The organism is Chloroflexota bacterium (assembly GCA_026389585.1).
In the GTDB taxonomy this organism is placed as follows: Bacteria; Chloroflexota; Dehalococcoidia; order UBA2247; family RBG-13-53-26; genus JAPLHP01.
Map to the genome: position 1 here is coordinate 1 of JAPLHP010000088.1, position 25387 is coordinate 25387.

21 protein-coding genes are annotated in these 25387 nt (G+C 54.2%); 7 read left to right on the forward strand and 14 right to left on the reverse strand.

Annotated features, from left to right (window positions below):
• Positions 1-262: 262 nt before the first annotated feature.
• From NTZ04_08200 to NTZ04_08210, 3 genes are all read right to left on the reverse strand, one after another.
• On the reverse strand, positions 263-499 hold the full coding sequence (locus NTZ04_08200) for a hypothetical protein (GenBank protein ID MCX5992285.1): 237 nt from the start codon (positions 497-499) through the stop codon (positions 263-265).
• Positions 500-1020: 521 nt separating this feature from the next.
• Positions 1021-1503 (reverse strand): MarR family transcriptional regulator, encoded by a 483-nt coding sequence (locus tag NTZ04_08205; protein ID MCX5992286.1) that lies wholly within the window; start codon positions 1501-1503, stop codon positions 1021-1023.
• Positions 1504-1741: 238 nt separating this feature from the next.
• Entirely contained in the window at positions 1742-2215 is a 474-nt protein-coding gene (locus tag NTZ04_08210) for a MarR family transcriptional regulator (protein MCX5992287.1), read from the reverse strand.
• 341 nt (positions 2216-2556) lie between these two features.
• On the opposite strand from NTZ04_08210, the gene NTZ04_08215 reads away from it, so the two are divergent.
• A complete protein-coding gene (locus NTZ04_08215) occupies positions 2557-3057 on the forward strand; it encodes a HEAT repeat domain-containing protein (protein MCX5992288.1) in 501 nt (166 codons plus the stop codon).
• Positions 3058-3667: 610 nt separating this feature from the next.
• Here NTZ04_08215 and NTZ04_08220 read toward each other — a convergent pair.
• The 11 genes from NTZ04_08220 to NTZ04_08270 all read right to left on the reverse strand — a co-directional run bounded on the left by NTZ04_08220 (position 3668) and on the right by NTZ04_08270 (position 16282).
• A complete protein-coding gene (locus NTZ04_08220) occupies positions 3668-4486 on the reverse strand; it encodes a crotonase/enoyl-CoA hydratase family protein (protein ID MCX5992289.1) in 819 nt (272 codons plus the stop codon).
• 58 nt (positions 4487-4544) lie between these two features.
• The gene (locus NTZ04_08225) at positions 4545-5663 is read right to left on the reverse strand and encodes a nitronate monooxygenase (GenBank protein MCX5992290.1); all 1119 of its coding nucleotides are present in this window, start codon (positions 5661-5663) and stop codon (positions 4545-4547) included.
• Positions 5664-5805: 142 nt separating this feature from the next.
• Positions 5806-6288 carry a Zn-ribbon domain-containing OB-fold protein gene (locus NTZ04_08230; protein MCX5992291.1) on the reverse strand — a complete coding sequence of 161 codons (483 nt, stop codon included), beginning with the start codon at positions 6286-6288 and terminating at the stop codon, positions 5806-5808.
• Positions 6289-6299: 11 nt separating this feature from the next.
• Entirely contained in the window at positions 6300-6776 is a 477-nt protein-coding gene (locus NTZ04_08235) for an OB-fold domain-containing protein (protein ID MCX5992292.1), read from the reverse strand.
• An 11-nt stretch (positions 6777-6787) separates the two neighbouring features.
• Positions 6788-7957, reverse strand: a complete 1170-nt coding sequence (locus NTZ04_08240; protein MCX5992293.1) for a thiolase family protein — start codon at positions 7955-7957, stop codon at positions 6788-6790.
• Positions 7958-7971: 14 nt separating this feature from the next.
• Complete coding sequence (locus NTZ04_08245; GenBank protein ID MCX5992294.1) at positions 7972-9129, reverse strand: thiolase family protein; 1158 nt, start codon at positions 9127-9129, stop codon at positions 7972-7974.
• 215 nt (positions 9130-9344) lie between these two features.
• Positions 9345-10493 (reverse strand): acyl-CoA/acyl-ACP dehydrogenase, encoded by a 1149-nt coding sequence (locus NTZ04_08250; GenBank protein ID MCX5992295.1) that lies wholly within the window; start codon positions 10491-10493, stop codon positions 9345-9347.
• A gap of 66 nt (positions 10494-10559) precedes the next feature.
• Positions 10560-11738, reverse strand: coding sequence for an acyl-CoA dehydrogenase family protein (locus tag NTZ04_08255; protein ID MCX5992296.1), 1179 nt, complete (start codon positions 11736-11738; stop codon positions 10560-10562).
• 145 nt (positions 11739-11883) lie between these two features.
• The gene (locus NTZ04_08260) at positions 11884-13053 is read right to left on the reverse strand and encodes an acetyl-CoA acetyltransferase (GenBank protein ID MCX5992297.1); all 1170 of its coding nucleotides are present in this window, start codon (positions 13051-13053) and stop codon (positions 11884-11886) included.
• A gap of 12 nt (positions 13054-13065) precedes the next feature.
• Complete coding sequence (locus NTZ04_08265; protein MCX5992298.1) at positions 13066-14511, reverse strand: OB-fold domain-containing protein; 1446 nt, start codon at positions 14509-14511, stop codon at positions 13066-13068.
• A 301-nt stretch (positions 14512-14812) separates the two neighbouring features.
• Positions 14813-16282, reverse strand: a complete 1470-nt coding sequence (locus NTZ04_08270; protein MCX5992299.1) for an NAD(P)/FAD-dependent oxidoreductase — start codon at positions 16280-16282, stop codon at positions 14813-14815.
• 641 nt (positions 16283-16923) lie between these two features.
• Between NTZ04_08270 and NTZ04_08275 the strand changes: the two genes are divergently transcribed.
• The 6 genes from NTZ04_08275 to NTZ04_08300 all read left to right on the forward strand — a co-directional run.
• Positions 16924-17799, forward strand: a complete 876-nt coding sequence (locus NTZ04_08275) for a porin PorA family protein (GenBank protein ID MCX5992300.1) — start codon at positions 16924-16926, stop codon at positions 17797-17799.
• A 212-nt stretch (positions 17800-18011) separates the two neighbouring features.
• The gene (locus NTZ04_08280) at positions 18012-19877 is read left to right on the forward strand and encodes an aldehyde ferredoxin oxidoreductase family protein (GenBank protein MCX5992301.1); all 1866 of its coding nucleotides are present in this window, start codon (positions 18012-18014) and stop codon (positions 19875-19877) included.
• A 273-nt stretch (positions 19878-20150) separates the two neighbouring features.
• On the forward strand, positions 20151-20432 hold the full coding sequence (locus NTZ04_08285) for a MoaD/ThiS family protein (protein ID MCX5992302.1): 282 nt from the start codon (positions 20151-20153) through the stop codon (positions 20430-20432).
• Between the two features lie 205 nt (positions 20433-20637).
• Positions 20638-21684: an alcohol dehydrogenase catalytic domain-containing protein gene (locus tag NTZ04_08290; protein MCX5992303.1), complete on the forward strand. Its 1047-nt coding sequence runs from the start codon at positions 20638-20640 to the stop codon at positions 21682-21684.
• Positions 21685-22422: 738 nt separating this feature from the next.
• Positions 22423-24114: an NAD(P)/FAD-dependent oxidoreductase gene (locus NTZ04_08295; GenBank protein MCX5992304.1), complete on the forward strand. Its 1692-nt coding sequence runs from the start codon at positions 22423-22425 to the stop codon at positions 24112-24114.
• Positions 24048-25387, forward strand: a 1340-nt coding sequence (locus NTZ04_08300; GenBank protein MCX5992305.1) for an NAD(P)/FAD-dependent oxidoreductase, incomplete at its 3' end; no start/stop codon positions are given. The genes NTZ04_08295 and NTZ04_08300, both read left to right, overlap by 67 nt.

A 25387-nucleotide genomic window follows, 5' to 3' on the forward strand; every position in this document is an offset into this window, starting at 1 on the left:
CCTGCTCCTGGAGCCCTTAAAAGACGGCGGGACAGAAGCTCATGTCCCCGATGTTCGCAGAATGCTCTTGGGCGCCTACGGTGAGTTTGGATGGGATGCAACGACTGGGCGGCCAAGCCCGGAAACGCTGGAGAAGATGGGATTGTCGTTTTGCCTCTGAACCAGAATTGCCGTGGCTGGTTGTCAGTTTCGGCCTTCCAACTCAGGCCCGATTCGTGGACGATACATTGTCAGTACGGCCCCACTCTCTGGCCAACAACCCTCAAAGACTTCCCTCCGTCCACAACCCTTCCCCCTCGTCTCTGCCCTCTTTGACTCCGGTTTCCCCCTTCTTTGTCTTCGGCCTTCGTTTCCTCTGGTAGTCAAGGCTGAGAATCACCCAGTCCCGGCCCAGTTTCCTGCCCTTCACTTCACCACTGGCCAACAGGGCTCTGAGATACTGCTCAGACAGGCCCATTTTGACGGCAGCTTCCTGCACGCCGTACAAGGATTCAGCCATTTGCAGCAAGAATTATAAGCGTATGCGCTGTTAATTTCAAGAGTCCGGTAGGAATCTAAGCATAATCCCTAATCCGTGGATTCTCAAAGTGGCTGTCGCCCTGAGCACAGCCTGCAGGGACTCTGTCCGAAGTCGGGAACCGGAGTTTACTGGACAGACCTGAAGGTCTGTCCCTACTGTGCGTCGGGTCATCCTTCTGCGGAAGGACGACAGCCACCTGAAGGTCTATCCCTACCGAGGTGAGACCCTTCGCCTTCGCTCAGGGTGACATATGGCCCACCGTGTCATTGCGAGTCCTTCACTCTGGGAAGGATCCGCAGAAGGACGACGAAGCAATCTCTGCTATGAGCCACGAGCTATCAACCATGAGCCATGACTGTGTCATTCTGAGCGCAGCGAAGAATCTCGATTGTTACGCTGACTTGTGCAACCCAGGCACTGGTGAAGTACAGACCGTCTCTGACCGTCAATGCAGCCTGCAGCTTTACATTGGTCTCCGGGCTAACCCCGGCTCTATCCCACTAAAACGTCGTGCCGTAAGGGTTCGGCTGCATCTCCCGGAGCAATTCAATGGTTCTTTCAAAGAGCTTAGCTGTCAGTTCATTCAAGGTGTCAAGCTCTTTCTTTGAGAGACAGGAGGTGATATTGATAACAACTCTCTCACTCAGTAGACGCTTGAAGAGTTCCTCGCCCTTTTTGGCCAACGACACTCTGACCAGATTCTTCCTCTTTAAGTCATTGGTCTTCTTTATGAGACCCTGTTCTTCCATGCGGTTCAACAGCGCGGAAATGGTGTGAGGCTCTTTGTAGGTCAGGCGTGCCAATTTGGTTGGTGTCAGGGTCTCGCTGGCAGTCCCCAGGAAATACAGGACTGCCGCCTGAGGAAGTGTAATGCCTACTCGGGACAACTCCATCTCCCTGGCCCTTTCCAGAACAGTATGGGTCCTGAACAGCCGCACCCAGGTTTTCTCATTCTCGTTCATCTTCGTGAGATCTTTCGCCATATTCTCCTCCCAGCAAAACAACGCTTTGTGACATTCTACAACCGACAGGACGGCTCGGCAATCAAGACACCACGGTCAGGGGTGTTAGTGTTGTGCTAAATGGGAATTCTTCCAGGGGTGATACAACTCTCTCCAACCTCACCTCCGGCGTGCCACCATAGACACCAGACATCCCATATACCTGGACGAAGCAGCATTCGAGGGGAGGTTCAGTTGATAGCAGGAAGTCGCCCAGTACCTAGTAGGTATAGGGCAAAGGCAACTGCGCCCGGAGTTCTGTAAGCGCTGAAGTCCGCAGTTTTTCCAAATATACGCTCAGATTGGCGCGTTCTTCCAGGGACAGGTTGGTTACGATCTTGTTCACCACACCCGCCTTATTCTGCTGCTCGTAAGCCTTCTTGCCTTTTTGCGTCAATTCTACCCTTACCTGGTTCTTCCTCTTCAGGTCTCTGACCCTCTTCACCAAGCCTTGCTTCTCCATGCGGCTCAGCAGCCCGGATATGGTATGGGGCTCCCTGTACAGGTAACGCGACAGCATAGCAGGAGTTACTGGCTCATCAATGCTGCTCACCAGGAAGAGCACCCCGGCCTGAATCATGGAGATATCGATGCCATCCAATTCCCTTTCCCTGGCTCTCCACATTGCGTGGTGGGTCTGGTTCAGCAGTGTCCAGAGCTGACCTTCCTTTTCCCTGCTCGTTTTAGTTCCCATTCCTTCTTCCTCCCCCCTCTCTAATACATATCTTACCATAACTACTTGCCATAACTGCAAAAAGCCACTATTACTGCCCCCACCCCACTTTGGCCAAGGTTCCTCAAATCATTCTTCCGGGAAGGAAAACCATCCCAATATCGGACACCACAGTAACCCTTTTGTGACCCCTACCGGCCCGCCTGAGAAAGATCTGTGATTTTGATAGTACCGCAAGAGACACTGGTGTGAGATCACCTCTCTATACTAGTTGACAGAGGAAGGCAAATCAAAGGGCTATCCATCAGCAGAAGATAGAACGAACAACTGGTTCATCCTCTCCAGGGAAAAAGGAGGTCGCCATGGTAAACGATGTTGCGGGTGATATTAGAAGCGTGAGGGCTCTCATTCGAGATCTAGCAGATGCAGTCTGGTATGTCCGGCAGGAAGCTGCCTCAGCCCTTGGTGAAATAGGTGACCCGAGGGCCGTGGAACCTCTCATCGAGCTTTTGGAGGATGAAGACGAGGAGGTAAAAGAGGAAGCAGCATGGGCACTAGGAAAGATAGGTGACGCCAGGGCCGTGGAATCTCTCATCGAAGCTCTTCGGGACAAGGACAAAGATACCAGAGAGGAAGCAGCATGGGCACTAGGAAGAATACGCGATGTCAGGGCAATGGAACCCCTAGTCCGCACCTTGAGGGACGAAGATGAAGATGTCCGAGGGGAAGCAACATGGGCCCTCGGGAGAATAGGGGATACCAGGACAATGGAACTTCTCACCCAGGCCATGAACGACCCGTCCACCCATGTCAGAAAAGCTGCAGAAGAGGCTTTGAACAATATCAGGACAAAGAAACAGTAATCGGCAGCAAAAGCAGACCCATTCTTTGCTTGACTTAAGAATTCTGGGATAGAAAGGGAAACAATGCAGATATACTCTTGTAACCACTGCGGACTGAACTATGAGTCTATTTTCAACATATTTCTTCATATCTTTACCGATCATCTACACAAAGATATCGGCCTCAGCAAGGAAGAAGGCCGGGAGCTGCTGAAGAAAACGTACCTGTACGAGATAAGCTCCCCTACTTCCACCGTCTCCTTGAACTAAGAAAGCAAAGGGACGCAATAGTTCCGCTGCGTTCAAGCAGCAGGCACTATGCCCTAAGCGCCTGGTGGGCAAAACCCATAACCAGGTTATCCGGGGAGATCAAATCCCCCGGGTGAATCCTTAATCCGTGGACTACTTCGGGTTAATGTCATTCCCGTGCAAACGGGAATCCGGAGGGGGGCAGGGGGTATGGTACCACTTCTCCGGATTCCTGCTCCCCGTTTTCACGGGGACAAGCTTCGCAGGAATGACGTGGTCAGGTCTGGGACCTGACACCCACTGTGGGTCGTCCTTCCGCAGAAGGATGACACCCACTTTAGGATCCACGGATTGGAGTGATTCAGAGATAATCCGTATTTGATCAGCGGTTCTTATAGACGGGCTTACGCTTTTCCTTAAAGGCCTTCATGCCTTCCTTGGAATCCTCTGTGGCAAAGACAGGCCATCCGATCTCATCCTGTCTCTTGAGCGCCTCCGCTTCCGGCACCGACTCGTCAATCTCGCGTAGCGTGCGGGTGATTGCCCTTATGGAAATCGGGGCATTCTCACAGAGCTGATGCGCCATCTTCAATGCTTCCTCCAGGGCTTTCCCTTTGGGGACTACCCGATTGATAAGCCCCCACTGCAGTGCCTCCTGGGCACTGATGTGGCGTCCCAGAAGAAGAATCTCTGCCGCCAGACAGTAAGGGATCTGCCGGCGCAAGCGGATCGCAGAGGCCGACATGGGATAGAGCCCACGGGCGACCTCAGTCACGCCGAATTTGGCATCCTCTGCGCCGACACGTAGATCGGTACCCTGCAGGATCTCGGTACCACCCGCCACAGCATAACCCTCGATTGCCAGTATGATCGGTTTGTTGGGACGGCCCTCCCGCAGCAGTGCCTGCCAGTGCAGGTTGGGCACGTCTTTCATCAACCGCTGAATTTCCTCCGGGTCATCGCCCGGCCCCGGTCCTGATTTCAGGTCCATGCCAGCACAGAACGTATCCACTTTACCAGTCAGTACGGCACAATATAAATCGTCATTCTTGTCCAGAAGACGCCAGGCCTTATACATGCCGATCAGCATGGACGGGGTAAGCGCGTTTTTAACTTCCGGCCTATTGAGGGTGACGATCAAAACATGTCCTTCCCTTTCGACCGTGCAGTTCTTGGTGGTGATATCCAATTGTTCAGCCATGCTATCCTCCTTCTCTCAGCCTATGTCTTAGTATTTTGGGCAGAGCCCTGATGAATATTCAGCTGCCGAACTTGACCCTGGCCGGAAGGTCTTCCTCCAGAATAATCACAGCCTGATCCACCATCTCCTCCACGACCTGCCTGGCACTCTTCATCTCCTTGATAGCCCCACAAATCTGCCCGCAGGGGATGAAGTAATTCTCCGCCATCTTCGCCCGACCTATATAATCCTGCAGGCTCGTACAAAGCACAATCGGCAGCGGGAAGGGCAGTATGGGCCCTTCTTTTTCCCATTTCTCTATCAGTTTGGTGGTGAGAAGACGGCACGTCTTGCCGGTAAAGACACGTGTCACACGGGTGTCCTTCTCCGACGCCGCTATTATGCGATCTTTGGCGACTTGCTCTATACCGGCCTCATAGGTGCAGAGGAAGGCAGTACCACACCACACGCCACAGGCACCCAGAGCCAGGGACGCTACGAGACCACGGCCATCAACTATGCCGCCGGCAGCCACGACCAGGGTCGGGTCAACCGCATCCGCCACCAACCGTACGAGCGGCAGGGTGCCAACGTGTCCGGTGTGCCCCCCACCTTCATGACCTTGGGCCACAATGATATCCACTCCCGCCTCTGCTTCCTTACGGGCTTGGTTGACAGTTCCCACCAGGCCGACTACCTTCATGCCCCGGGCATGAGCTTCGGGGACCATAAAGGCCGGGCTACCCAGAGCAGCAGCAAAAACCGGCACTTTGTGCTCATAAACAACTTCAATCTGCTTCGGCGTCATGCCGGCGGCCCAGCCAGTCCCACCCTCCTTGCCAATCCTGGTACCCTCGGGCACCGGGATTCCCAATTCCTTGACCAGCCTGGAGGCATAGTTCACCGCTTCATCAGGGATGTAGTTTCTCAGTTCATCAATGGTGCCGGTGTCCACCATGTTGGTTGGAGCGATGGTATCCACACCGAAGGGCTTGCTGGTGAGCTTCTTGAGCTTCCTGATCTCAGCATCCAGTTCATCGGGTGTCAAGTTTATAGCACCGATAATGCCGAGGCCTCCAGCTTCGGAAACTGCTGCCGCGAGTTCTGCATTAGCAGCACCACCCATGCCAGCCAGCATGATGGGGTACTCAATATCAAGCACATCACATAGCTTTGTGTGAAGGACTTTCCGGGACATTCGCAACTCTCCTTTTGCTGCAACTTAGACCATGCAAATGGTTATCAGTGCAAAGCACATTTACATAAGCCCAGCCTGCTATCCAAAAAGACAGAGTTGACAGAACCTGATGACCTGTCAACTCTGTTGGCTTTTAGTCAGTCTATACCAGCGGCTTGAAGTACTTGATATCCAGTATGCTGCCCACCCGCTTCTCTTTGAAAACGGCCTTGACTCTCATTCCAATCTGTAACTCCTCAAGATCCACCTCACCCAGCATGTGCACCAGGCCCGTGCTAGCTCCGTCAAGTTGGATGATGCCGTAGATTATCGGTGGATCGACTGGCCGAACGCCGTTCTGCTGGCAGGCGACGGTGTAAGTCTGCAGTGTGCCCCTATCACTGACTTCCACAAATTGGTCAAGCTGGGCAAAGCAATACTTGCAGACAGACCTGGCCGGGACATAGACAAGATCACAGGCAGGGCACTTGGTCCCCATGATCTTCTTGTTATCTCTCAATTCAATAAGAAAACGGCTTCCCACTGCACCAGCAGTGTAGGTATTCGGAATATAAATCTTCCCGTGGTAGACAAAGACATCCAGATCCTTCAGCTTCTCAACTCTGTCAGCCATCAACTCAGCCATTTCTTGTCCTCCTACTCCTCAATCGCCCTGAAATACAGGATATCGGCCAAACCGCGGCCTCTACCCTCTTCTTTCCACACCGCCTGCACCCGCTTCACCTTCTTCAACTTCTCCGGGTCCCTCTCCTCCAGGAAGTGCACCAGAAACACGCCTTCATCCAGCTTGATAGTGGCGGTGGGGTAGGGGTTGGCAAATTTGTCTCCGTAATGCGGATCCCACAGAGGAAAGACGAGGTAGGTATATTGTATGACTGTGCCCTTGTCGCTCATCTCCACCCAGTCTTCGCCCGCCGCCACGTTGCACCTTCCGCAAACCCCTGCCGGCGGCCACAGAAGCTCCTTGCACTTGGGGCAGCGGTTGGTCACCAGTTTCTTATTCTCCATGGATTCCCTGTACAGTCTGCCCAGGTACCTGCCGCTGGACCATCTGTAGGCCCGAGGTCTGGCTATCTCAACCTTGATATATTCGGGTTTCTTTGCTGTTGTCATTTTCTCTCCTCCTACAGTGACCTCTTGAGTAACGTCATGACAGTCCAGTTCGGTCCACCCAGAGCAGTAGCCAATGCGGTGTGGACATCCCTGGTAACCTGATGCTCGCCGGCATCCCCTCGAACCTGCAGCGCTGCCTCTGCCACCCGGATGGTGGGGGTAGCTCCTATTGGGTTGGTGGCAAGGACACCGCCAGAGGGATTCACCGGGAACTCCCCTTCCATTTCAGTTATGCCTTTTTCCACCATTTTCCAACCCTGGTACTTCTCACAGAAATGGAAATGCTCGTAAAGATTCATCTCTTCCCAGTTCGAGGGCTCGTAGACCTCTGCCATGCAGATGTCCTTGATGGGATTGGTGATGCCATTTCTCTTATAGAGCCTCTCAGCAGCAATGTCCTGACTGTAGGCCTCGAGCCCGGTGGGATCGCCAAAGGAACCGGCCCGGAAAGGTTCCTGATGCACCGTGACGACATCGGCCATCCATACCGGTTTCTTGGTGATCTTCTTCGCTTTGCTCTCCGAGGCAACTATCAGAGCACAGGCTCCACAGGACTGAGGGCAGAAGTCCAGAAGCCGGAGGGGCCACACCAGATAGCCAGAATTGAGGATTTCATCAACGGTCTTCAAGCCCAGCTTCAGATGAGCATAAGGATTTTTGCAGGCGCCCTTATCTGCCTTCAAACGAACCCTGGCTGCGTGCTCTTCCTTGGCTCCAGTTTTCTCCATGTACGTCAATGCCTGCTTGACGAACTCTCCGATAGCGCCCGTGGCCACACCCTTGCCCCATACCGGGGTGACGGCGGCAGTAATAGCCGCGGTGGTATCGCCCGTGTCTTGCTTCTCAAATCCGATGACCAGAGCGGTATCAAAGAGGCCCGAGGCGACAAAATGGAAGCCTTCTTCTATAACCGACGCACCGGTAGTTCCCCCGGTGTTAACCTTCAGCCCCGGTTTCATGAAAGCCGCTACCTCATCGACCATCAAGTGGTCGGGGAGATAGATTCCTTCAAAGGTCTCCATGTTTGACGTGAATACAGCTTCGATATCCTTGGCCTTCATCTGAGCGTCAGCCAGCGCTGCTCTGACCGCTTCCCCAACCATTTCCTGCTGGTTGACATCCTTACGGTTGCTCTTGTGGTACGTCTGGCCTATCCCTACTATCGCTACTCTGTTTGCCATATCTCTACCTCCAACTAACTGTTGCCCAGGATCATAACGCCCTGCAATTGGCCACAAGCGCCGGTGAAACCATGAGCCAGCGCCCTCTTGGCTCCCGCTACCTGTCTCTCACCCGCCTCACCCCGCAGTTGCAACACCGCTTCGGCCACACGCGTCATGCCTGCCACCACCGTTGGATTGCCTGAAAGCATCCCGCCAGAAGGGTTGACCGGAAGCTGTCCTCCCATCCGGGTCACCCCGGCATCGATCATCTTGCCTGCCTCGCCTCGTGAGCAGAGGCCCAACCCCTCCATCCACAACAGCTCCTGATAGGAGTACTCCTCCGATATCTCGGCTACATTGATCTGCTTCATGGGATCGGTGATGCCCGCCATACTGTAGGCCTTCTTGGCAGCAGCCACCAGCGCATCACACTCCGCCAGATCCCGGTCACCCAGGTAATGCGTCTCGTAACAGTTAGAGACCCCGAGTATCCAGACGGGTTTCGCCGTGAGCTTCTTGGCCTTCTTTTCCCGGGCCAGGATCATGGCGCAAGCGCCATCGGAAGTGGGCTTGGTATCCAGTTGCCTGATAGGGGATGCCAGTATCTGTGAACCCAGGACATCCTCTACCGTAATATCCAGTGGCTCCTGGGCGAAGGGATTATTCCTGGCGTTACCCCGGTTCTTGACTGCTACCTTGGCACACTGTCCGGGCGTGATCCCGTACTTGTACATATAACGCCTGGCCTGCAGGGCTGCAGCACTCAAGAAGTCCAGCCCCAGGACTCTCAGAAAAATGGGGTCGAAGGCAGCATTCTCAATGCCCCTCTTGTCGGCCTGAGACTCCTTGCAGTGGGAGGCAACCAGAACAATATCCTGATGCCCGGAGAGAATCCGGGCAGCGGCAGTGTAGACCGCATTAAGCGAGTCCTCAGCCACCTTGTCCTCATCACTGTGATGGCTACCCACATATGACATCACGTTACAGCTCGATATGGTCCGGCCGTCCCAAAAGTCCTGGGAGCAAGTGATGCTGGCATCGATCCCGGTGCCGTCCTGAGCAAATGTCAGGCCTGTCTCCTGCAAGACCTGCTTTATTGCCTCATACACCAACTCACCTTCATTCGCGTCAGCCCTATTGGGATGGTATTTGGTCTGCGCGACCGCCACAATCCCCACTCTTTCAGCCATACATTCCTCCTTTTGGCATTTGGAATACAATCGAACCGTGATTTCTCTGGCAGTGCCAGTCTAGCAAATCACAGCTCTGTTGCCAAATTGTACCAAACGAAATCATGGTGTAGTGTCTCCAACGGTTCGTTAGTTCGGCGCGACTTACAGAAAGCTTTCGGCTCACACCGTCGGGGCAACCCGAAAACCAATAGCCCACTTGCCAAATCAAAGGGTTAAATCTTCAGCAGGTCCTCAATTATGGCTGGCTCAGCAATAGATCTGTGAACAGGAGCAGCGCCGAGGTTCAACTCCAGCGCCTTGGACCAACGGAAGTAGTAATGCAAGTCGTAGTTGAGGTCCATCCCTATGCCGCCGTGTATGTGCTGAGCTCCGGCAGTGACCCGCTGGCACGCATCGCTGGTCCAGGCTTTGGCAATCGCTACTTCCCTTTCAGCCGGCAATCCCTTGCTCAAGCGCCATACCGCCTGATACGCCGTCCACCTGGCGCCCTCAACATCCGTAAGCATGTCAGCCAGACGGTGTTGCACTGCCTGAAAACTCCCTATAGGGCGTGCAAACTGGATCCTCGTCGATGCGTAACCCGCAGTGATCTCCAGCGCCTTTTGGGCTACGCCTACCATCTCAACGCACTGGATAGCAGCAGCCCTGCGCAAAGTTGCCTCAATCAATGGCCAACCATTGCTCGGACTGCCCAGGATATCATTGCGAGAGGACGACACCTTGTTGAATACCACCTCAAACTGCTTGTCAGCGGCCATGGTGATAAGGGGGGTAAGGCTTATACCCAAAGCTTCCCTATTGATTATAAAGACACCCAGGCCTTCTCCAGCAGCAGTGACTCTGCCTGTCTTTGCCACTACAAGCAGGTAGTCAGCTATATGAGCATTCTGGACAAAAAGTTTGGTGCCGCTAATGGAGAACCCGTTGCGTCTTGAGAGAGCTTTGGTCGCAATGAATCCTGGTTTATAGTCTGCCTCCGGTTCCGTAAGCGCCAGGGTGAGGATGACCTCGCCTTTAGCTACCTTGGGGAGTATCTGCCTTTTCTGTTCCCCGTCCCCCGCCTCAAGGATAGGGAGCGCTCCCAGGACTACAGTGCTGAACATCGGACTGGGTAAGGCAGCCCTTCCTAGTTCCTCAAACAGCACCGCCAGATCCATCAGGCTGCCGCCCACCCCACCATACTCTTCAGGAAGTATCAGCCCCAGCCACCCCAGTTCCGCCATCTTCTTCCACAGCTCCGGTGAGTAGCCCGGGTCACTGGCCTCAATCTTCTTCACCACTGACTTGGGGCATTCAGTCTCAAGGAAATGCCGGGCTGTCTTCCTCAGAAGCTCTTGTTCGTCAGTGAGGGCAAAGTCCAACTGTCCAGCCTCCTTTAGGCTTGAAGCACACCGGCGCTATTAGTAGAAGAGTAACAATCCATAGAATTATCTTGACCTTGGTAAGCTCAGACCCATCATGGCCATCATATCTCTCAGAACCTCGTTAGTGCCTCCACCAAAGGTGAGCAGAACGTCCATCCTGTACACGTGTTCCGGTCTCCCCCTGAGTGGCACCCACTTTGATCCTGTCTGCAGTTGACCGTATAGCCCCATTATCTGTAAGCATGCATCGGTAGCCCGCCTGGTATGCTCACTCCCGAATACCTTTATCATCGATGATTCGACAATGGGGACAACGCCCCGCCCAATCATCCACGATACCCGGTAGTTGAGGAGCTTGAGCACCTCCATCTCCAGCGCCAGATCCACCAGTTTGTTCCTCACCCAGGGTTGTTCAAGAACCGGCGCCCCATTTAACCTTGTCGCTTTTGCCCATTGTGTTACGCCCCTGAGGGCCCGTAGCGAAAAGGAATGGGGAACCAGAGCTATCCGCTCATGAGCCAATTGCATGAACAGATATTCTGCACCACGGTTCTCCTCCCCTATCAAGCACTCTTTGGGCACCCGCACATTTTCAAAGAACTCCTGGTTCAGCCTGAAGCCAGCCATAGTCCAGATCGGCTTGACAGTAATGCCAGGGGCCTTGGCATCGATCAGGAAAATAGAGATCCCCTGGTATTTCTTAGCTGCTTTGGGATCAGTCCTGACTGCCAGCCAGTAATAATCACAACAGTGGCCCATAGAGGTAAAGGTCTTCTCTCCATTAATGATGTAATCGTCGCCATCCTTCACTGCTGTGGTCTTGAGAGATAACAGGTCAGTCCCAGCCTCAGGCTCAGTGTATCCGATGGCAATGGTAAGTTCGCCCTTCAATATAGGAGGCAAGAACTTTTTCTTCTGCCCTTCAGTACCTACCTTCATTATGGTAGGGCCTACCGTCATCACCGCCAGCATGGGAATAGGTATATGATAGTAGCCGAGGGTGAGATCAAAGAAAATGTACTGCTCAATCGCTGAGCGGCCCTGACCTCCGTATTCCTTAGGCCAGCCTATGCCCATCCAGCCATCGTTGCCGAGTTGTTCCACGAATTGCCTGCAAAGTGGCCCATCGCCCTCAGGCAGGATATCTATCTCCTGTTCCAGTTCAAGAGTCACTCTCTCCTGAAAGTAACTCTTAATCTGCGTTTCCAACTGCTGCTGTTCTGGTGTCAGTTCAAATTCCATCTCTGACTCTGCCTGATAATAAAGGGTAGGCCACACCTTTTGAGGTTGTCAAATCTTTTCCTGTAACGTCTACCGTATAGAAACAAACCTGGCCATACAGGCAGTAAGCCCGCATGGCCAGTCTAAGAGCAAAAAGGCGAATTAGCTAGAGTCCTACAATGCAGATGCTGACTACCGGTGCATAGGGCTCGTTCCCCATGTTATGAGCCAAGGCCAGCTTGGGATTCTTTATCTGACGCTTCCCGGCCCTCCCCTGGAACTGGAGCCAGGGTTCATAGAGCATCCTGATGCCAGTTGCACCGATCGGGTGGCCAAAGCACTTAAGGCCACCGTCAGGCTGCACCGGCAGCTTCCCGGTTAGTTCAAAGGTCCCGGCGTCAATATCCTCCTTCACCCGCCCTCTGGGGCTGAACTGGAGGTCTTCCATGGTGACAGCCTCAGTGATGGAGAAACAGTCATGGACTTCCGCCATGCTTATCTCTTCACGGGGATTCTTGATACCAGCCTCTTTGTAGGCAGCTATGCCCCCGCGATAGGCTTCCTCCACATGGGTATAGTCATAGCTGGTAAGCATTCTGCCCGTCGCGGGACTGGCACAAATCTGGAGTGCTTTGACAAACACGGGTTTATTCTTGAAATTCTTGACCATGTCGGCCCGCACGATGACGGCAGCAGCCGCTCCATCAGACACGCCACAGCAGTCAAACAGGCCTAAGGGCCACGCAATAATCGGGGCACCCAGTACCTGCTCCAGGGTTATCTCTCTCCTCAAATGGGCCTTGGGATTCAGGGCACCATTCTTGTGACTTTTCACCGAGATCTTGCCGAGCATCTTCTTGCCTTCTTCGGGGCTGAGGCCATATCGGTGGAAGTACCTGGTGGCCATCATGGCAAACACGCCAGGCATACTTGACTGATAGTGTGTGTTGGTCCGGTTCTCCATGCCCGGCAGGCCAGAGGCGCCCTCGTCCTTCAGCTTCTCATAGCCAAGGGCCAGACAAATGTCATAAATGCCGGCGGCCACCGCATAAGAAGCGCCCCGCACCGCCTCGTGGCCGGAGCAGCAGGCATTCTCCACCCTGGTAACCGGTATGTACTGCGACCGCAAGGCTTCACTGACAGTCCGTCCTCCATTGCCACTGAAAAGGGTGCCTCCCCATGCAGCCTGAATATCCTTCATCTCTATGCCGGCATCGGCTAAGGCCTCATTCACTGCCTCCACAATGAGGTCAGTGGGGCCCTTGCTCCACAGTTCCCCAAACTGGGTACAGCCCATGCCTACAATAGCAACTTTATCCTTAATACTCCCTGGCATCTCTTGCCTCCTTTACCTTACTGGTCGAGCCTTCCAGAAATAGTTGGTGAGGCCCCGGTCGTATTGCAGTTTCCGGAACGTCATCTCCACAGGCATGCCTACCTCTACCTTTGCGGGATCCCGATCGGTGAGATCAAAGAACGCTCTTCCCCCACCATCGAACTCTATCAACACCACCGAAGCCGGTGGATCGATGACCGCAGCCAGGTTGTCCTGGGTATAACTAAAGACCTTGGCCTTCCTCCTGACGAAGTTGTAGTCATCAAAGGTGTCCTGGGCCTGACACTGAGCGCAGATACGGATAGGCCCTGTTGCAGCAGCACCATTGTCATACTGCGGCGTACCACACTTCTTACACTTTACACCCCAGAGGCCCAGGAGTTGCTTTCTCTCACGCCAGTTGGCTGACATCCGGATGTGCTGCTTGTCAGGTCGTCTGGCCACTTCCTGGGGAACCAACTCACGCCAGCGCAGATAGTCGTTGTAGTTGGGCATCACCCGCTTTGATGCCAGATTCTTTTTAATACCTCTGCGTTCTCCCATCTTCTTAATGGCATCGGTAACCTGCAGAACCATAGCATCTGCCCCGTTGCCACTGCCAGCAACGATTATCTTGTCTCCGGGTTTAGCATCCTCAAGAGCAGCTATCAGCATCATCGGAGCCATGGCACAGCCAGTGACACCTACATTAAGAACCAGGCCAAAGGGGTCCTGTATTTGAGAAGCTTCGAACCCAGCTTGTGCTATCGCCTTCCCGTGCCTTCTGGGATCGCCGGGAGGATCAAGAGTCACTTTGGTGATGTCCTTCGGCGTGAGCCCACATTTCTTCAGCACGCCAGCGATAGCCACAGGCACGTACTTGGAATAGCCCTCGTCCATCACAAAGCGGTCTTCCCCGGAGCGAACAAACTTGTCGTCTTCGGATCGCCAGGTCCCTGCCAACTCATCTGATATGGAATAGACACCCAGAATCTCCGCAATTACATTCTGATCGCCCAGTAGAAGAGCAGCAGAGCCGTCGCCCATTTGCTGCTCGCCCATCCCCGCCGGGGCTCCTACTCGCATATCAGCGGCAATCACCAGCACGCTATTCGCCGATCCCGCCCTGATCGTATCAAAAGCCAGGGCCATAGCAGTAGTCCCCGCTCGCAGGGAAGTAGTAACATCAGCAGTTCTGATATCAGCACGCAGATCCAGTGGTACAGCCATCAAGGCCGAGCACTGCTTCTCCTTGTAAGGAGAAGTCGTTGTAGCAAAGAAGAGCCCATCCACCTTCTTGGGATCCACACCAGTGAGGCAGTCCATGCCCGCTTCCACGGCCATGGACACACTGTCTTCATCGTAATAGGCAACCGCCCTTTCACCGGGCATCGCAAAGCCACCCCAGGCTTTGACGCAGTCCTCCCGTTTCATTCGGTTCCAGGGGATGTAGGCCCCATACGAGGTTATCCCTACCATCGCCACCTCCTATTCTGCTTTTCTTCTCGGGAAACAAGCCCCGTCTAGAAATAAGTTAATAATAGGTTAATATTTAACCGCGCGCTAAGTCAAGTTCGCGGACTTATGACCAACATCGCTATCACAAAGCACAAAAAAGCAGGTCGGGGACTGTTCCCGACCTGCTTGCCGTATATCTCTCCTGTGCTAGTGGACTTGACTAGTCTTTGAGATACGTTTCAACCTGCTTTGTAACGAAACTAATGAAAGTAAGGCCTCTCACTGTTCCTCCCACAGCGCCAATAATTCTCCGGGAAATCTCCTAGATAGTCGCTTGGCGCATACGGTGGTATTGAAGCACTATACTGGCCACTTTCATCCCCGAGTCCACTGCCTGCTGGGTGCCAACGCCAATACCACCAGCGTCGCAGCCCACGTAGAACAGCCCCTGTATCGGCGCCTTGACCGATGGCTTGTGACTGCCGGCTTGGCCCACCACCTGCCCCAGTCCAATGCACTCCCCACCAATACCCGGCAATACCGAGTCACGGGTAAGCATGGAGACATCATGCGGTGAGTAGTATTCCTTCGACTCAATGGCAGCTTTCAGATCAGGGAAGGCCTTGAACATCATCTCGTCGCCCTTGTCCAACCATGGCTTCAGTTCCTTCTCCGTCAGATTCGGATCACAGGGGCCCAGGAACCCGGTCAGGACGATCTGCTTACCCTTCGGGGCAGCGCTCGGATCGTAGTTGGAGGGGATCTCGTACCAGACAGTCATTTCCTCAGGGATCTGGCCGTTCTTCGCCTTGATCCACTTATCAACACTCCAGGGACTATTAGTTGTAAATACTGCTCCGAATGGCACTCTCGGAATCACTTCCTTGTTCAGGAAATAGCGGGCACCTATGAACGCCAGCGACGGTACCAGATCCTTCACATAGTTTAGGTAGCTCCTGTCGAAATGTTTTTCACCCACCAGTTTGAGCACTGTGGGCTGGATGCCAGCGTTGCTCACCACGACAGGTGCCTTGAATTCCCCCTTGTCAGTGGCCACACCGGTAACCCGTCCATCTTCTACATGAATTTTCTCCACACGGCACCGCATGATCGTCTTGCCGCCAAATGCTTCCACAGCCTCAGCAAAGGTTTCAGCCACCCGCCCTATGCCACCCTTGCAGAACACACCGCCGCCGCGGAGGAACATCTGCTGAACCACTGTAATCCCCTCAGAGGCAGCCACGGCGTCTGCCGGGAGCACGAAGCAGCCATCAGAGACAAGGCTGATGAGGAAGCTGTACAACCCCCTATTTACCTTGTGTCCGCCCAGCCACTCGCCGAAGCTGGCGTTGTCCAGAGCTGCTATGTCTTTCGGGCTCATCATTGTCAGCTCTGCCAGAAGTGTCAGAGCATCTGTCCTTTCCGCCTCCGGTACCTCCAGCCAGTCAAAGATCTTGTTGGGATCTGGAGTCTCACTTTGCGGACCTACTACCCACTTGCCTGACAATTGCTTGAACGTGGCCCCCTGGATGCCGGGGGCTACCAACTCCACCTTCTTTTCCATCCCCAGTTCTTTCAGCACAGCCTCGAAGAGGTTGCCCATCGTGGGGGCCGCAATAACCACCCAGGCCGTGTAGGTATAGCCCCCTTTCGAAAAGGCCATGGCTTTACCCCCGGCTTTGGCGTTCTTATCCAGAAGCAATACCTTGAGCCCCCTTTTCGCCAAAAGGGCACCGCAGGCGCTGCCACCAAATCCAGCTCCAATCACAATTACATCATAGGACTCTGCCATGTCTGTTGCTCCTCCTTCTAATAATGTAATGTCCCAGGTTGATCCAAGTAATGCCTGTACTCAATGATAGCTGCTGAGGGGAATTCTCAGCTTCAAACTCACAGTCAGGGTTCCCCCCGACCCCCACTGGAGACTGGCAGTCATAATATGTATATTGCACCTCGGTGTCAAGTCGGCGTTCCCTGATGTGCAATGTACATGACCCTCGGATTCCGCCATCATTGATGTAGCAGATACCATATCACCAATAGCAGGCTTTCCCCGTTCATTCTCAGGAAGGCAGACGGCCTTAGTCTAAGCCGGGCCACCATCTCTGTGTAAGTCCATTCCTGACAGACAGTGGTCAAAGCGCAAGACTACTATTCTGGCTGGATGGGTGCAGATATGTTCCCTCTGAGGAAAAGATGCTTTCGCTAATATCTACTACGAAAATAGTATTGTGATAGTTTAACTTATGCGATACTATTTTTTTGTGATACCAGAGATATCCTCTCTTAGTATTCCGAACTAAGGAGCGGATTGTGAGATTAGCAGGGTTCTTTGAGGCATATATGAGCCATCACCCATATATCATAGTTTCTATTGCCAATATGACATATATGAAAGGGGGTCTGAAATCATGAAACGCAGATCGACTTGGAATTGCCCTTGCCGTGATTGGGATACTCCTGGTTATCTTCGGGGTGGGCTGGATGACCGCTATCTTCCCGCAAATAAGCAAGATACCTGCTAATCTCAAACAGTCCACCGAGCAGCAAGGGACTGTGGAATTATTCGATTCTGGGACGGGGCAGCTACAGCACTATGATGTCACCAACACCAGGGACTACAGCACCGTCAAATGCTCCGGCAACATAATCTACATCTGGGAGGACATCACCTTCAAAGATGCCACCGGCCAGGAAATTTCCGCGCTTCATACAAAGACCCTGCTGGCAATAGACAGGGTAACCCGGGCCAATGTACCGGGGCATGGCGATGGTAACCGCGACGGCTACTGGAGTTTCCCCCGCGATGTGAAGGCTGACTTGGTCTATCCCTTCTGGAACACCGGCAATCCCAGCAACCTCGACTGCATATATACCGGCGAAGACGACCTCAATGGGATTCACGTCTATAAATTTGAGATGTCCACCCCCGAGGAGGGGCTGGTGGTACCTGCCGGGATAGACACCCCCGAGATGAAGGTCTATCAAAAGATCACGCAGTGGGTTGAGCCAGTCTCCGGCTTAACCGTTCGTTTTGAGAGCACTACCAAGAGGACCACGACAATCCCTGTCCAGGACAGCCTCTTTCCGAACACCGGTCCTATCACCTACACCGACATAACGCTGTACGAAGACAATCTGGAGTTCACTGATGCTACTGTCGAGCAAATGTCTCATGACGCCAGGTTCTATCGCTGGGTGCTGCCCTTTGCAGAAACCACCGTGCCGTGGCTATCCATAGGATTGGGACTCGTTGTCATCATCGGTTCGGCGTTCTTAATCAGGACGGCTTCAAAGAAGTCACAGTAAGGAACGGCCTCAGTATCACCGCCCCCATCTCCGGGTTCCCCCGGCGGAGAGCAGTTGATGCTATAGCGATGTCTGCTGCCTCCCCAATCAACGGCCACACCTAAGAGGGTCTCAGGCTTGACAACTAAATGGCTTGGGCCATATTATCAGGCCACCAAGAACCAAAGTTCTGCTACCACATTAATCACTATTCTACTAACAAGGAGGCAAAGATGGCAGGTTTCGAAGGGAAGACACTGGAAATTGACCTCAGTAGTGGCAAGATCTCGAAGGGCACGCTAGACAAGAATATCCTGCGCAAGTTCATCGGCGGGAGTGGATTGGGGGCCAAACTGATATTCGACCGGGTTGACCCGCACGTTGACCCGCTGTCCCCGAAGAATCCGCTCTTCCTGCTAACCGGGCCTCTGAGTGGCAATACTCTCCCAGGCGGTGCGCGCTTTGCTGCGTGCGGCAAGTCGCCACTGACGAATGTCTTTGGAGAGGCTAGCAGCGGGGGGGATTTCGCCAGCGAGCTCAGGTCCTCCGGGTGGGACGAGATCATCCTGACGGGGGCCTCCAACAAGCCAGTCTACATCCTGATTCAAGACGACAAAGTAGAGATAAAGGATGCCTCTGACCTGTGGGGCAAGGGGAACTTCGAAGTACACGACCTTCTCAAGGAACGGCACGGCGGCAGGAAGCCCAAGGTAGTAGCCATCGGGCAGGGCGGGGAGAAGCTAGTGAGATTCGCCGCAGTCTGCAACGGGAAGAAGGACTTCGCCGCCCGCTGCGGTATGGGTGCCCTGATGGGATCGAAGAAAGTGAAGGCCATCGTGGCTATCGGCAGCGGCAAAATACCCCTGGCTGAGCCCGAGAAGTTCGCGGAAAGGCGCAAGATCGTCATCCAGAAGGCGAAGGATAACATAATAACTATGGTGCTCGGCATGAGTGGCACCGTTGCTGCGGTGGAAGTCAGCATGATTACCGGCGACATACCGGGGAAGAACTGGACCATAGTGGGCAACCAGGGTGCGGGGAAGATAGGCGGTGCGGTCGTGAACAGCCCCGCCTTCTTGGGCGGAACGGAGTCCTGCCATGGCTGCGTCGTCGGGTGCAAGCGGGTAATGGACATCAAGGAAGGCCCGTTCAAGGGACTTGCAGGCCCCGGGCCGGAGTACGAAGGGGTCGGCGCCGTGGGCAGCAACCTGCTGATTGAGGACATGGGCGCAGTCATAAAGATTAACCAGATGTGCAATGACTACGGCATGGATGTCATCTCTTGCGGCGGAACCATAGCCTGGGCCATGGAGTGCTTTGAAAAGGGCATTTTGACGGCCAAGGACCTTGATGGCATTGAATTGAAGTGGGGCGATGCTGATGCCACCATGAAGATGATTACTAAGATAGCCAAGCGGGAAGGCATTGGGGATGTGCTGGCTGAGGGGTCGAAGCGGGCGGCGCAGAAGATCGGCAAAGGGTCGTCCGATTTCTTGGTAGAGGTCAAAGGCATGGAGGTTCCCATGCATGATCCCAGGACGAACCACGGGCTGGCACTTTCCTATGCCACCGGTGCGCGCGGAGCCTGCCATACCAGCGACCCGCTTTACAGCGTCGGAACGGGCGTCTACGCCTTTCCTGAGTTTGGCTTGACTGGGGCTCTGGCAGCTCAGGTCAAGATCAGTAAGGGGTGGGGCCCGGTAACTAAGGGCGCGCAGGACTACGGAGCGATATACAATGCTGCCATACTTTGCTACATGGTGACGGGTGCAATCAATGCAGAAGACCTGGTTGACCTTATGGTCACGTCGAGCGGGTTCGGCTACACTCTCCCGGAGCTGGCTGAGTGTGGCGAGCGGATATGGCACATGAAGCGCGGCATCAACAACCTCATGGGGATGACGGCCAAGGATGACAAGCTACCCCAGCGGATCATTACGGCGCCCACGGAAGGCGGAGCGGCTGGATCATCGCCGGACATGAAACTGCTGATGGAGGAGTTCTACCCGGCGAGGGGACTGGCTGCGGACGGACGCCCAACCAAGGAGACACTGGCCAGACTCGGGCTGAATGACCTGTCGGCCAAGCTGTACAAGTAGTATCCAGACAGAGCGAGTATTCTGTAGTAGAGTGGCCCCTCGCCCAAGGGCGAGGGGCCACTCTTTTTTAGATGTCTCCCAGCCACACTGCCAATGGGATGCATTGATGGGCAGCGAGGTGATAAAATACATCATTGGACTCGGAGAGTTGCTCATCAGCAGACTCCTGATTTACGACGGCCTTAGTTCGAGATTCAGTAAGGTAAGGGTGAAGAAAGACCCCAAATGTGAGGAGTGCGGACCACATCAGCCGCCTCATCTAGGAGCGAAAGGATGAAGGTAAAGGTCAGGATATCCTCGCTGCTTCGTCAATTCAGCCAGATCACTGGTGAACCAGAGGTATTTGAGGTGGCCGCACCCAACGCCATAGAATGCCTGCGAAAGCTGGCTGACCGGTTCCCCTCCATGAGGCAGTGGGTCTACGACAAAGAAGGCAAGGTGCTGGGCCTGATGCAATTCTTCGTCAACGGAGAGAAGCTCCCGGCTGATGAACTCACGACCCCACTCAGGGACGGCGATGAGCTTTTTATCCTTTTTGGCATCGGCGGAGGGTAGTGCCCTCATTGCCGTTCAACAAGTCATATTGTTCTGCCTAAGCACTTCTACTCAGTTGGGGTTATAGAAGGATTCACGTCAAGCTGCAAGCCTACCCTCTGCAAAACAGAGTTCCGGGGTATAAGGCAGACAGCTTGGCTCAACCTGCTGGTTGCCCCCAATACGTCGCCTGAATTAACATAACCTTGAAAGGAGTAGCACCATAATGAGAGCCGCCACAATCTACGGTCCGCGCGACATAAGAATGGAGACGGTGGAGCACCCATCTATCAAAAAGGATGAGATATTGGTGAAAGTGAAAGCCTGTGGAATATGCGGCACTGATATACATACCTACAAGGTAGGTAAGACATCGACATCTCAATCTCAACAACCCATCATATTGGGTCACGAATTCAGCGGTGAAATAGTCGAAGTAGGGCAGTCAGTTTTAGGTCTGAAGACGGGTGATAAGATAGTGGGGACTGGCTACCGCGCCTGTGGGAAGTGCCACTGGTGTCAAACAGGTCAATCCGACAGATGCCCCAACCCCACAGTTCCCGGAGAGGGCATGGACGGTGCCTTTGCTGAATACGTTGTGGTCCCCAACCCGGCGCTGGGGAAGACAATCTTCCACATACCGGAAAACCTGAGCTGGGAGGAAGCAGCTACCGTGGAGCCCCTGTCCGTTGCCTGCTTCGCAGTGTCACGAGCACGCATTGAGCCAAATCAGGCTGTCGTCATCCTGGGAGCGGGAATGATCGGCCAGTGCATAGCCCGGGTGTGCAAGGCTATGGGGGCCAAAGTCATTGTCAGTGAGCCTTCTATCATACGCCTGACAATGGCCAGGAAGTCCGGCGCTGATGTGGCTCTGAACCCCAGGGAGACTAACCCTGTCGAGGTTGTCGCAGAGGTTACCTCAGGGGAAATGGCTAGCGTCGTCTTCGAGTGTTCAGGGGCACCCGCTGCCTTCCGCCAAGCGCCATTGCTGACACGGCCATTCGGCAGGATAATTCAAGTGGGCATGTTTGAGGACACCCTTGAGCTGCGCCCGGAACTACTAAGCCTCATGTTCAACTTCAGAAATTTAACCCTGCGTGGCTCCGGGGGCCAGAGATGGGACATGGCGGTCGAACTTATGCAGACTGGCCAGGTGAAGACAAAGGAACTGATAACACATAAATTCCTCCTTGAGAACATCAAGGAGGCTTTCGAGGCCCAGATCAACTCAGACGAAGCAATAAAGGTCCTCATAGAGCCCGGGGTGACTTGACAACCTCCCGTTTGATTGGTATAGTAACAACACTTAGCATTGCACAAACAGGTTTCCTGTACCAAGAAGAGTACGCGACTGGGAAAAGAGGGGGGATAAGACAGCGGGGTACTTCTCTGCCAGAACGGCCCTGCTCTAAATTCTAAGACTGGATCTACTTCTCCATATTCTTTGGATTCGGACTCTCAAGATCCTTTTTGTGTGATGCACTTTAATTTGATATAGTAAGATGCGATCCAGCTATCGTTTGATATTAGAACCAGAGGCAATACTTTTTGAAAATGCCAATGCCTAGAACAAAGCCGGCAGCCATTAGCGACCATTATCTCTGTCTGTTATCTCAAGCTGTTGTTCATCACCGTAAGAACTCACTTGCCATTGACACCGATTGCCTCTGGTTAAAGTCAAAGCGCAGGTCTATCCAGTACCCATATTGTGAAGATACTCGCCGTCTGCCGAAGGCGGCGACAATTTTTTAAAAACTAAACAACATCAACATTAAACCTGATCTAGGAGCTTGGGTCACGACTATTTGCCCAAAGCTAGGCTGGGCGCAAGCGAACGGTTGTTTTGTGCCTAACTTATCCGCGTTGTCCGAGTGGTGACCCACCCTCCTAGTAGCCAGCCAAATCAGTGGTCGTATGTCACGGCAGAAGGGGGGAAACAAGCCATATCGCAACGAGTCCACAGGGCAAATCGAACTTTCCAAGAGCCAATATATCTAGAGAGGAGGCAAGTATGGCCAAAGATGAGAGATATGATTTCGTTATTGTAGGTGGTGGACCCAATGGAGTAACTCTGGCCGCCTACCTGGCCAAGTCCGGACAAAGCGTCTGTGTTCTGGAGGAGAGGACGGAGGCCGGCGGAGCCTGCGAGAACACGGAGCCTATAGCCGGTGTGAAAATAAACCCCCATGCCATCATGCTCTATGCAGCACCAGCGCCCGGCTTCGAGCAGTTGGAGCTGTGGAAGTATGGCTGGCGCGTCGGCGAGAATGAGATGGGCGACCTCATGGCAGATGTCGACCGGGGCGTTGCCTGTAGCTATGGCATGTCGCCGCTGACAGACAAGGATAAGATGGGTTTTGCCAAGATGGCCGGATTGCTGACCCAACCCACGTTCACCAAGGAACTGCTTCGCTCCGTATTCTGGTGCCCGCCGCATCCACCTGAAGTAGAGGTAACCATAGACAACATCCCCTACATGCAGGTCTACAAGAAGTATCAGCCGGACGTCTGGACTGAAGAGATGCTGGACATGGATATGTTCGACCTGATGGACGAACACCTGGAAAGCGAACCGTGGAAGGTGCAGCAGGCGTTCATCGCCTGGTACTCCGGCGCCGCCGGACACTGGAGGGGCGTGGCAGTCCCAGCGTGGGCCTGTGCCATTACTCTACTCATTCCCGGCCGCATGAGGCCCCCGCGCGGAGGCATGCACGATTACTTCCACGCTGTCATGCGCTGCGCCATAGCTCACGGAGCCACCATACGCACGTGCTGCCCGGTTGATGAGATCATTATCAACGACGGCGTAGCAGTCGGCGTGCGACTGAGAGAAACAGCCACCCAGGCAGGGAAGAAGATCTGGGCCAAGAAGGCCGTCATCAGCGACGTCGATGTCAGGCAGACCTTCAACAAACTGGTCGGGCCAAGCCATGTGGACCGCGGCCTTCTCCAGAAAGTGAATGACATCAGCCTCAAGGGCGGCAGCATCTTCAACTTCCACTTCTATACCCGCGAGAAGCTGACGGCCAGGAAACCCTGGGCGGGGAAGTTCATGGGCGGTGGCTATCCACAGGACTCCCGCGAGATCTACTACGACCACGTGGCCGATGTGGACGGCTGGAGGGGCAACCCCAGGGTGCCACCCGAGAAGGCCCTGTGGATTTCGACTCCATACGAGAGGTTTGAACCCACGGACAAACAGGTCACCCGGCCCGAAGGTCATATCATGTCGCCGGTCTACTTCCTGGTCCCACCACCGGAGTACCACGTGGATGGGCCGGACGCCATCAACAAGATCAAGGAGCAGATGATCCAGTACCTTATCAAGGCCATGAGCAGTGGCCCCTACGAGAACCTCAACTCGGACAACATCATCAAAGTATGGACCAACACCCCATATGACTCCCTGTTCCGCAACACGGGAATGATCGGTGGCACATGGTGCGGCACCCGCCACTGCCATGACCAGTGGGCCGAGAATCGCCCCGTATCGGAGTTGGCCCGCTATCGCACGCCGATAGACGGGCTATATCTCTGCAATCAGACATCGTGCCACCCCGGAGGTCTCCACCTAATGGCTATCCCCTATAACCTAATGCACATCCTGATTGAGGACGGTCTGGTCGAGCCGGGCCCATGGTGGTATTCCTCACCGTATTACATACCGCAGCAGGGCAAGAAATCGGCAAAGCGGCCGTCGTAGAGGAGGAGAACAATAACATGGTTATGATGGATCAACTACTGGGAAAACTCTTCGATGAGTTCCCTACTGAGAGTAACTGGGATGTAATTGTCATCGGTGCCGGCCCCAACGGACTGATGACGGGGGCATATCTGGCAAAAGCCGGGGCCAAGGTCGTCGTCATAGAGCGGCGCTACGAGGTCGGAGGGGGGCTGGCTACCGAAGAAATCCTCTTCCCAGGCTACTACTCCAACATACATGCCATCTACCACATGATGGTGGACTACATGCCAGCCTTGAAGGATTTCAACCTGGACCGCCACGGCCTGACGTGGATCAAGCCCAACCTGCAGATGGCCATGGTGTTTGGCGACGGCAGCTCACTGCTGCTGACGAAGATGATAGAGGACACCGTCGACTCCATCCACAAGTACTCGCACAAAGATGCCGTGGCTTTCGGCAAGCAGATGCGGGTATGGCAGCGGATGATGGACGAGATAGTGGGACCGGCCACCTACTTCCCTCCCAAGCCGTCCCTGGACCTGATCGTGGGCTTCCAGAAGTCCGAGATCGGACGGGAGTTGCTGGAGCTCAACGAGAAGAGTCCCATGGCCATCATGAAGGAGCACTTTGAGAACGACAAGCTGAGGGCGCTGCTGCTCTATGCCACCTGCATGTGGGGGCTCGATCCCAACGAGACCGGGCTGGGAATGTTCGTGCCTCTGCTGCTCACCCGGGCTATGGACAAGTCCTACCTTATGGGAGGATCACACAAGCTTGCAGGCGCCTTCTCCCGCGAGATCATAGGCAACGGAGGCATCATTCTAGAGGCAGCCGAAGTCTCCAGGATCATCACCCAGAACGGCAACGTTACCGGCGTGGAACTCAGAGAAGGACGCAAACTGAATGCCAAGGTAGTCATATCCAGCCTCGATCCCCATACCACATTCCTGGACCTGATCGGGCCCAAGAACCTGCCGGGGACCCTGAAGGAAAGCATTGAGTCCTGGAAGTATGACAAGTGGAGCTACCACACTCTCCACATCGTATCCAAGGAGACTCCAAAGTACAAGTGCGACGACCCCTGGGCCAGCGAAAGCCTCTTGACCGTTGTTGGCTTCGACAGCTCCGACCAGATTGTGGCCCACTGGAACAACGTCATCAAGGGCAAGCTGGATTACAAGCTCATCGGCGGACACGTCACCTGCGAAAGCTTCTGGGATCCGCACCTGGTTCATTCACCATATGGCGGCCAGGTATCCTTCTTCCAGATGCACGCCCCGTATGGGATCGA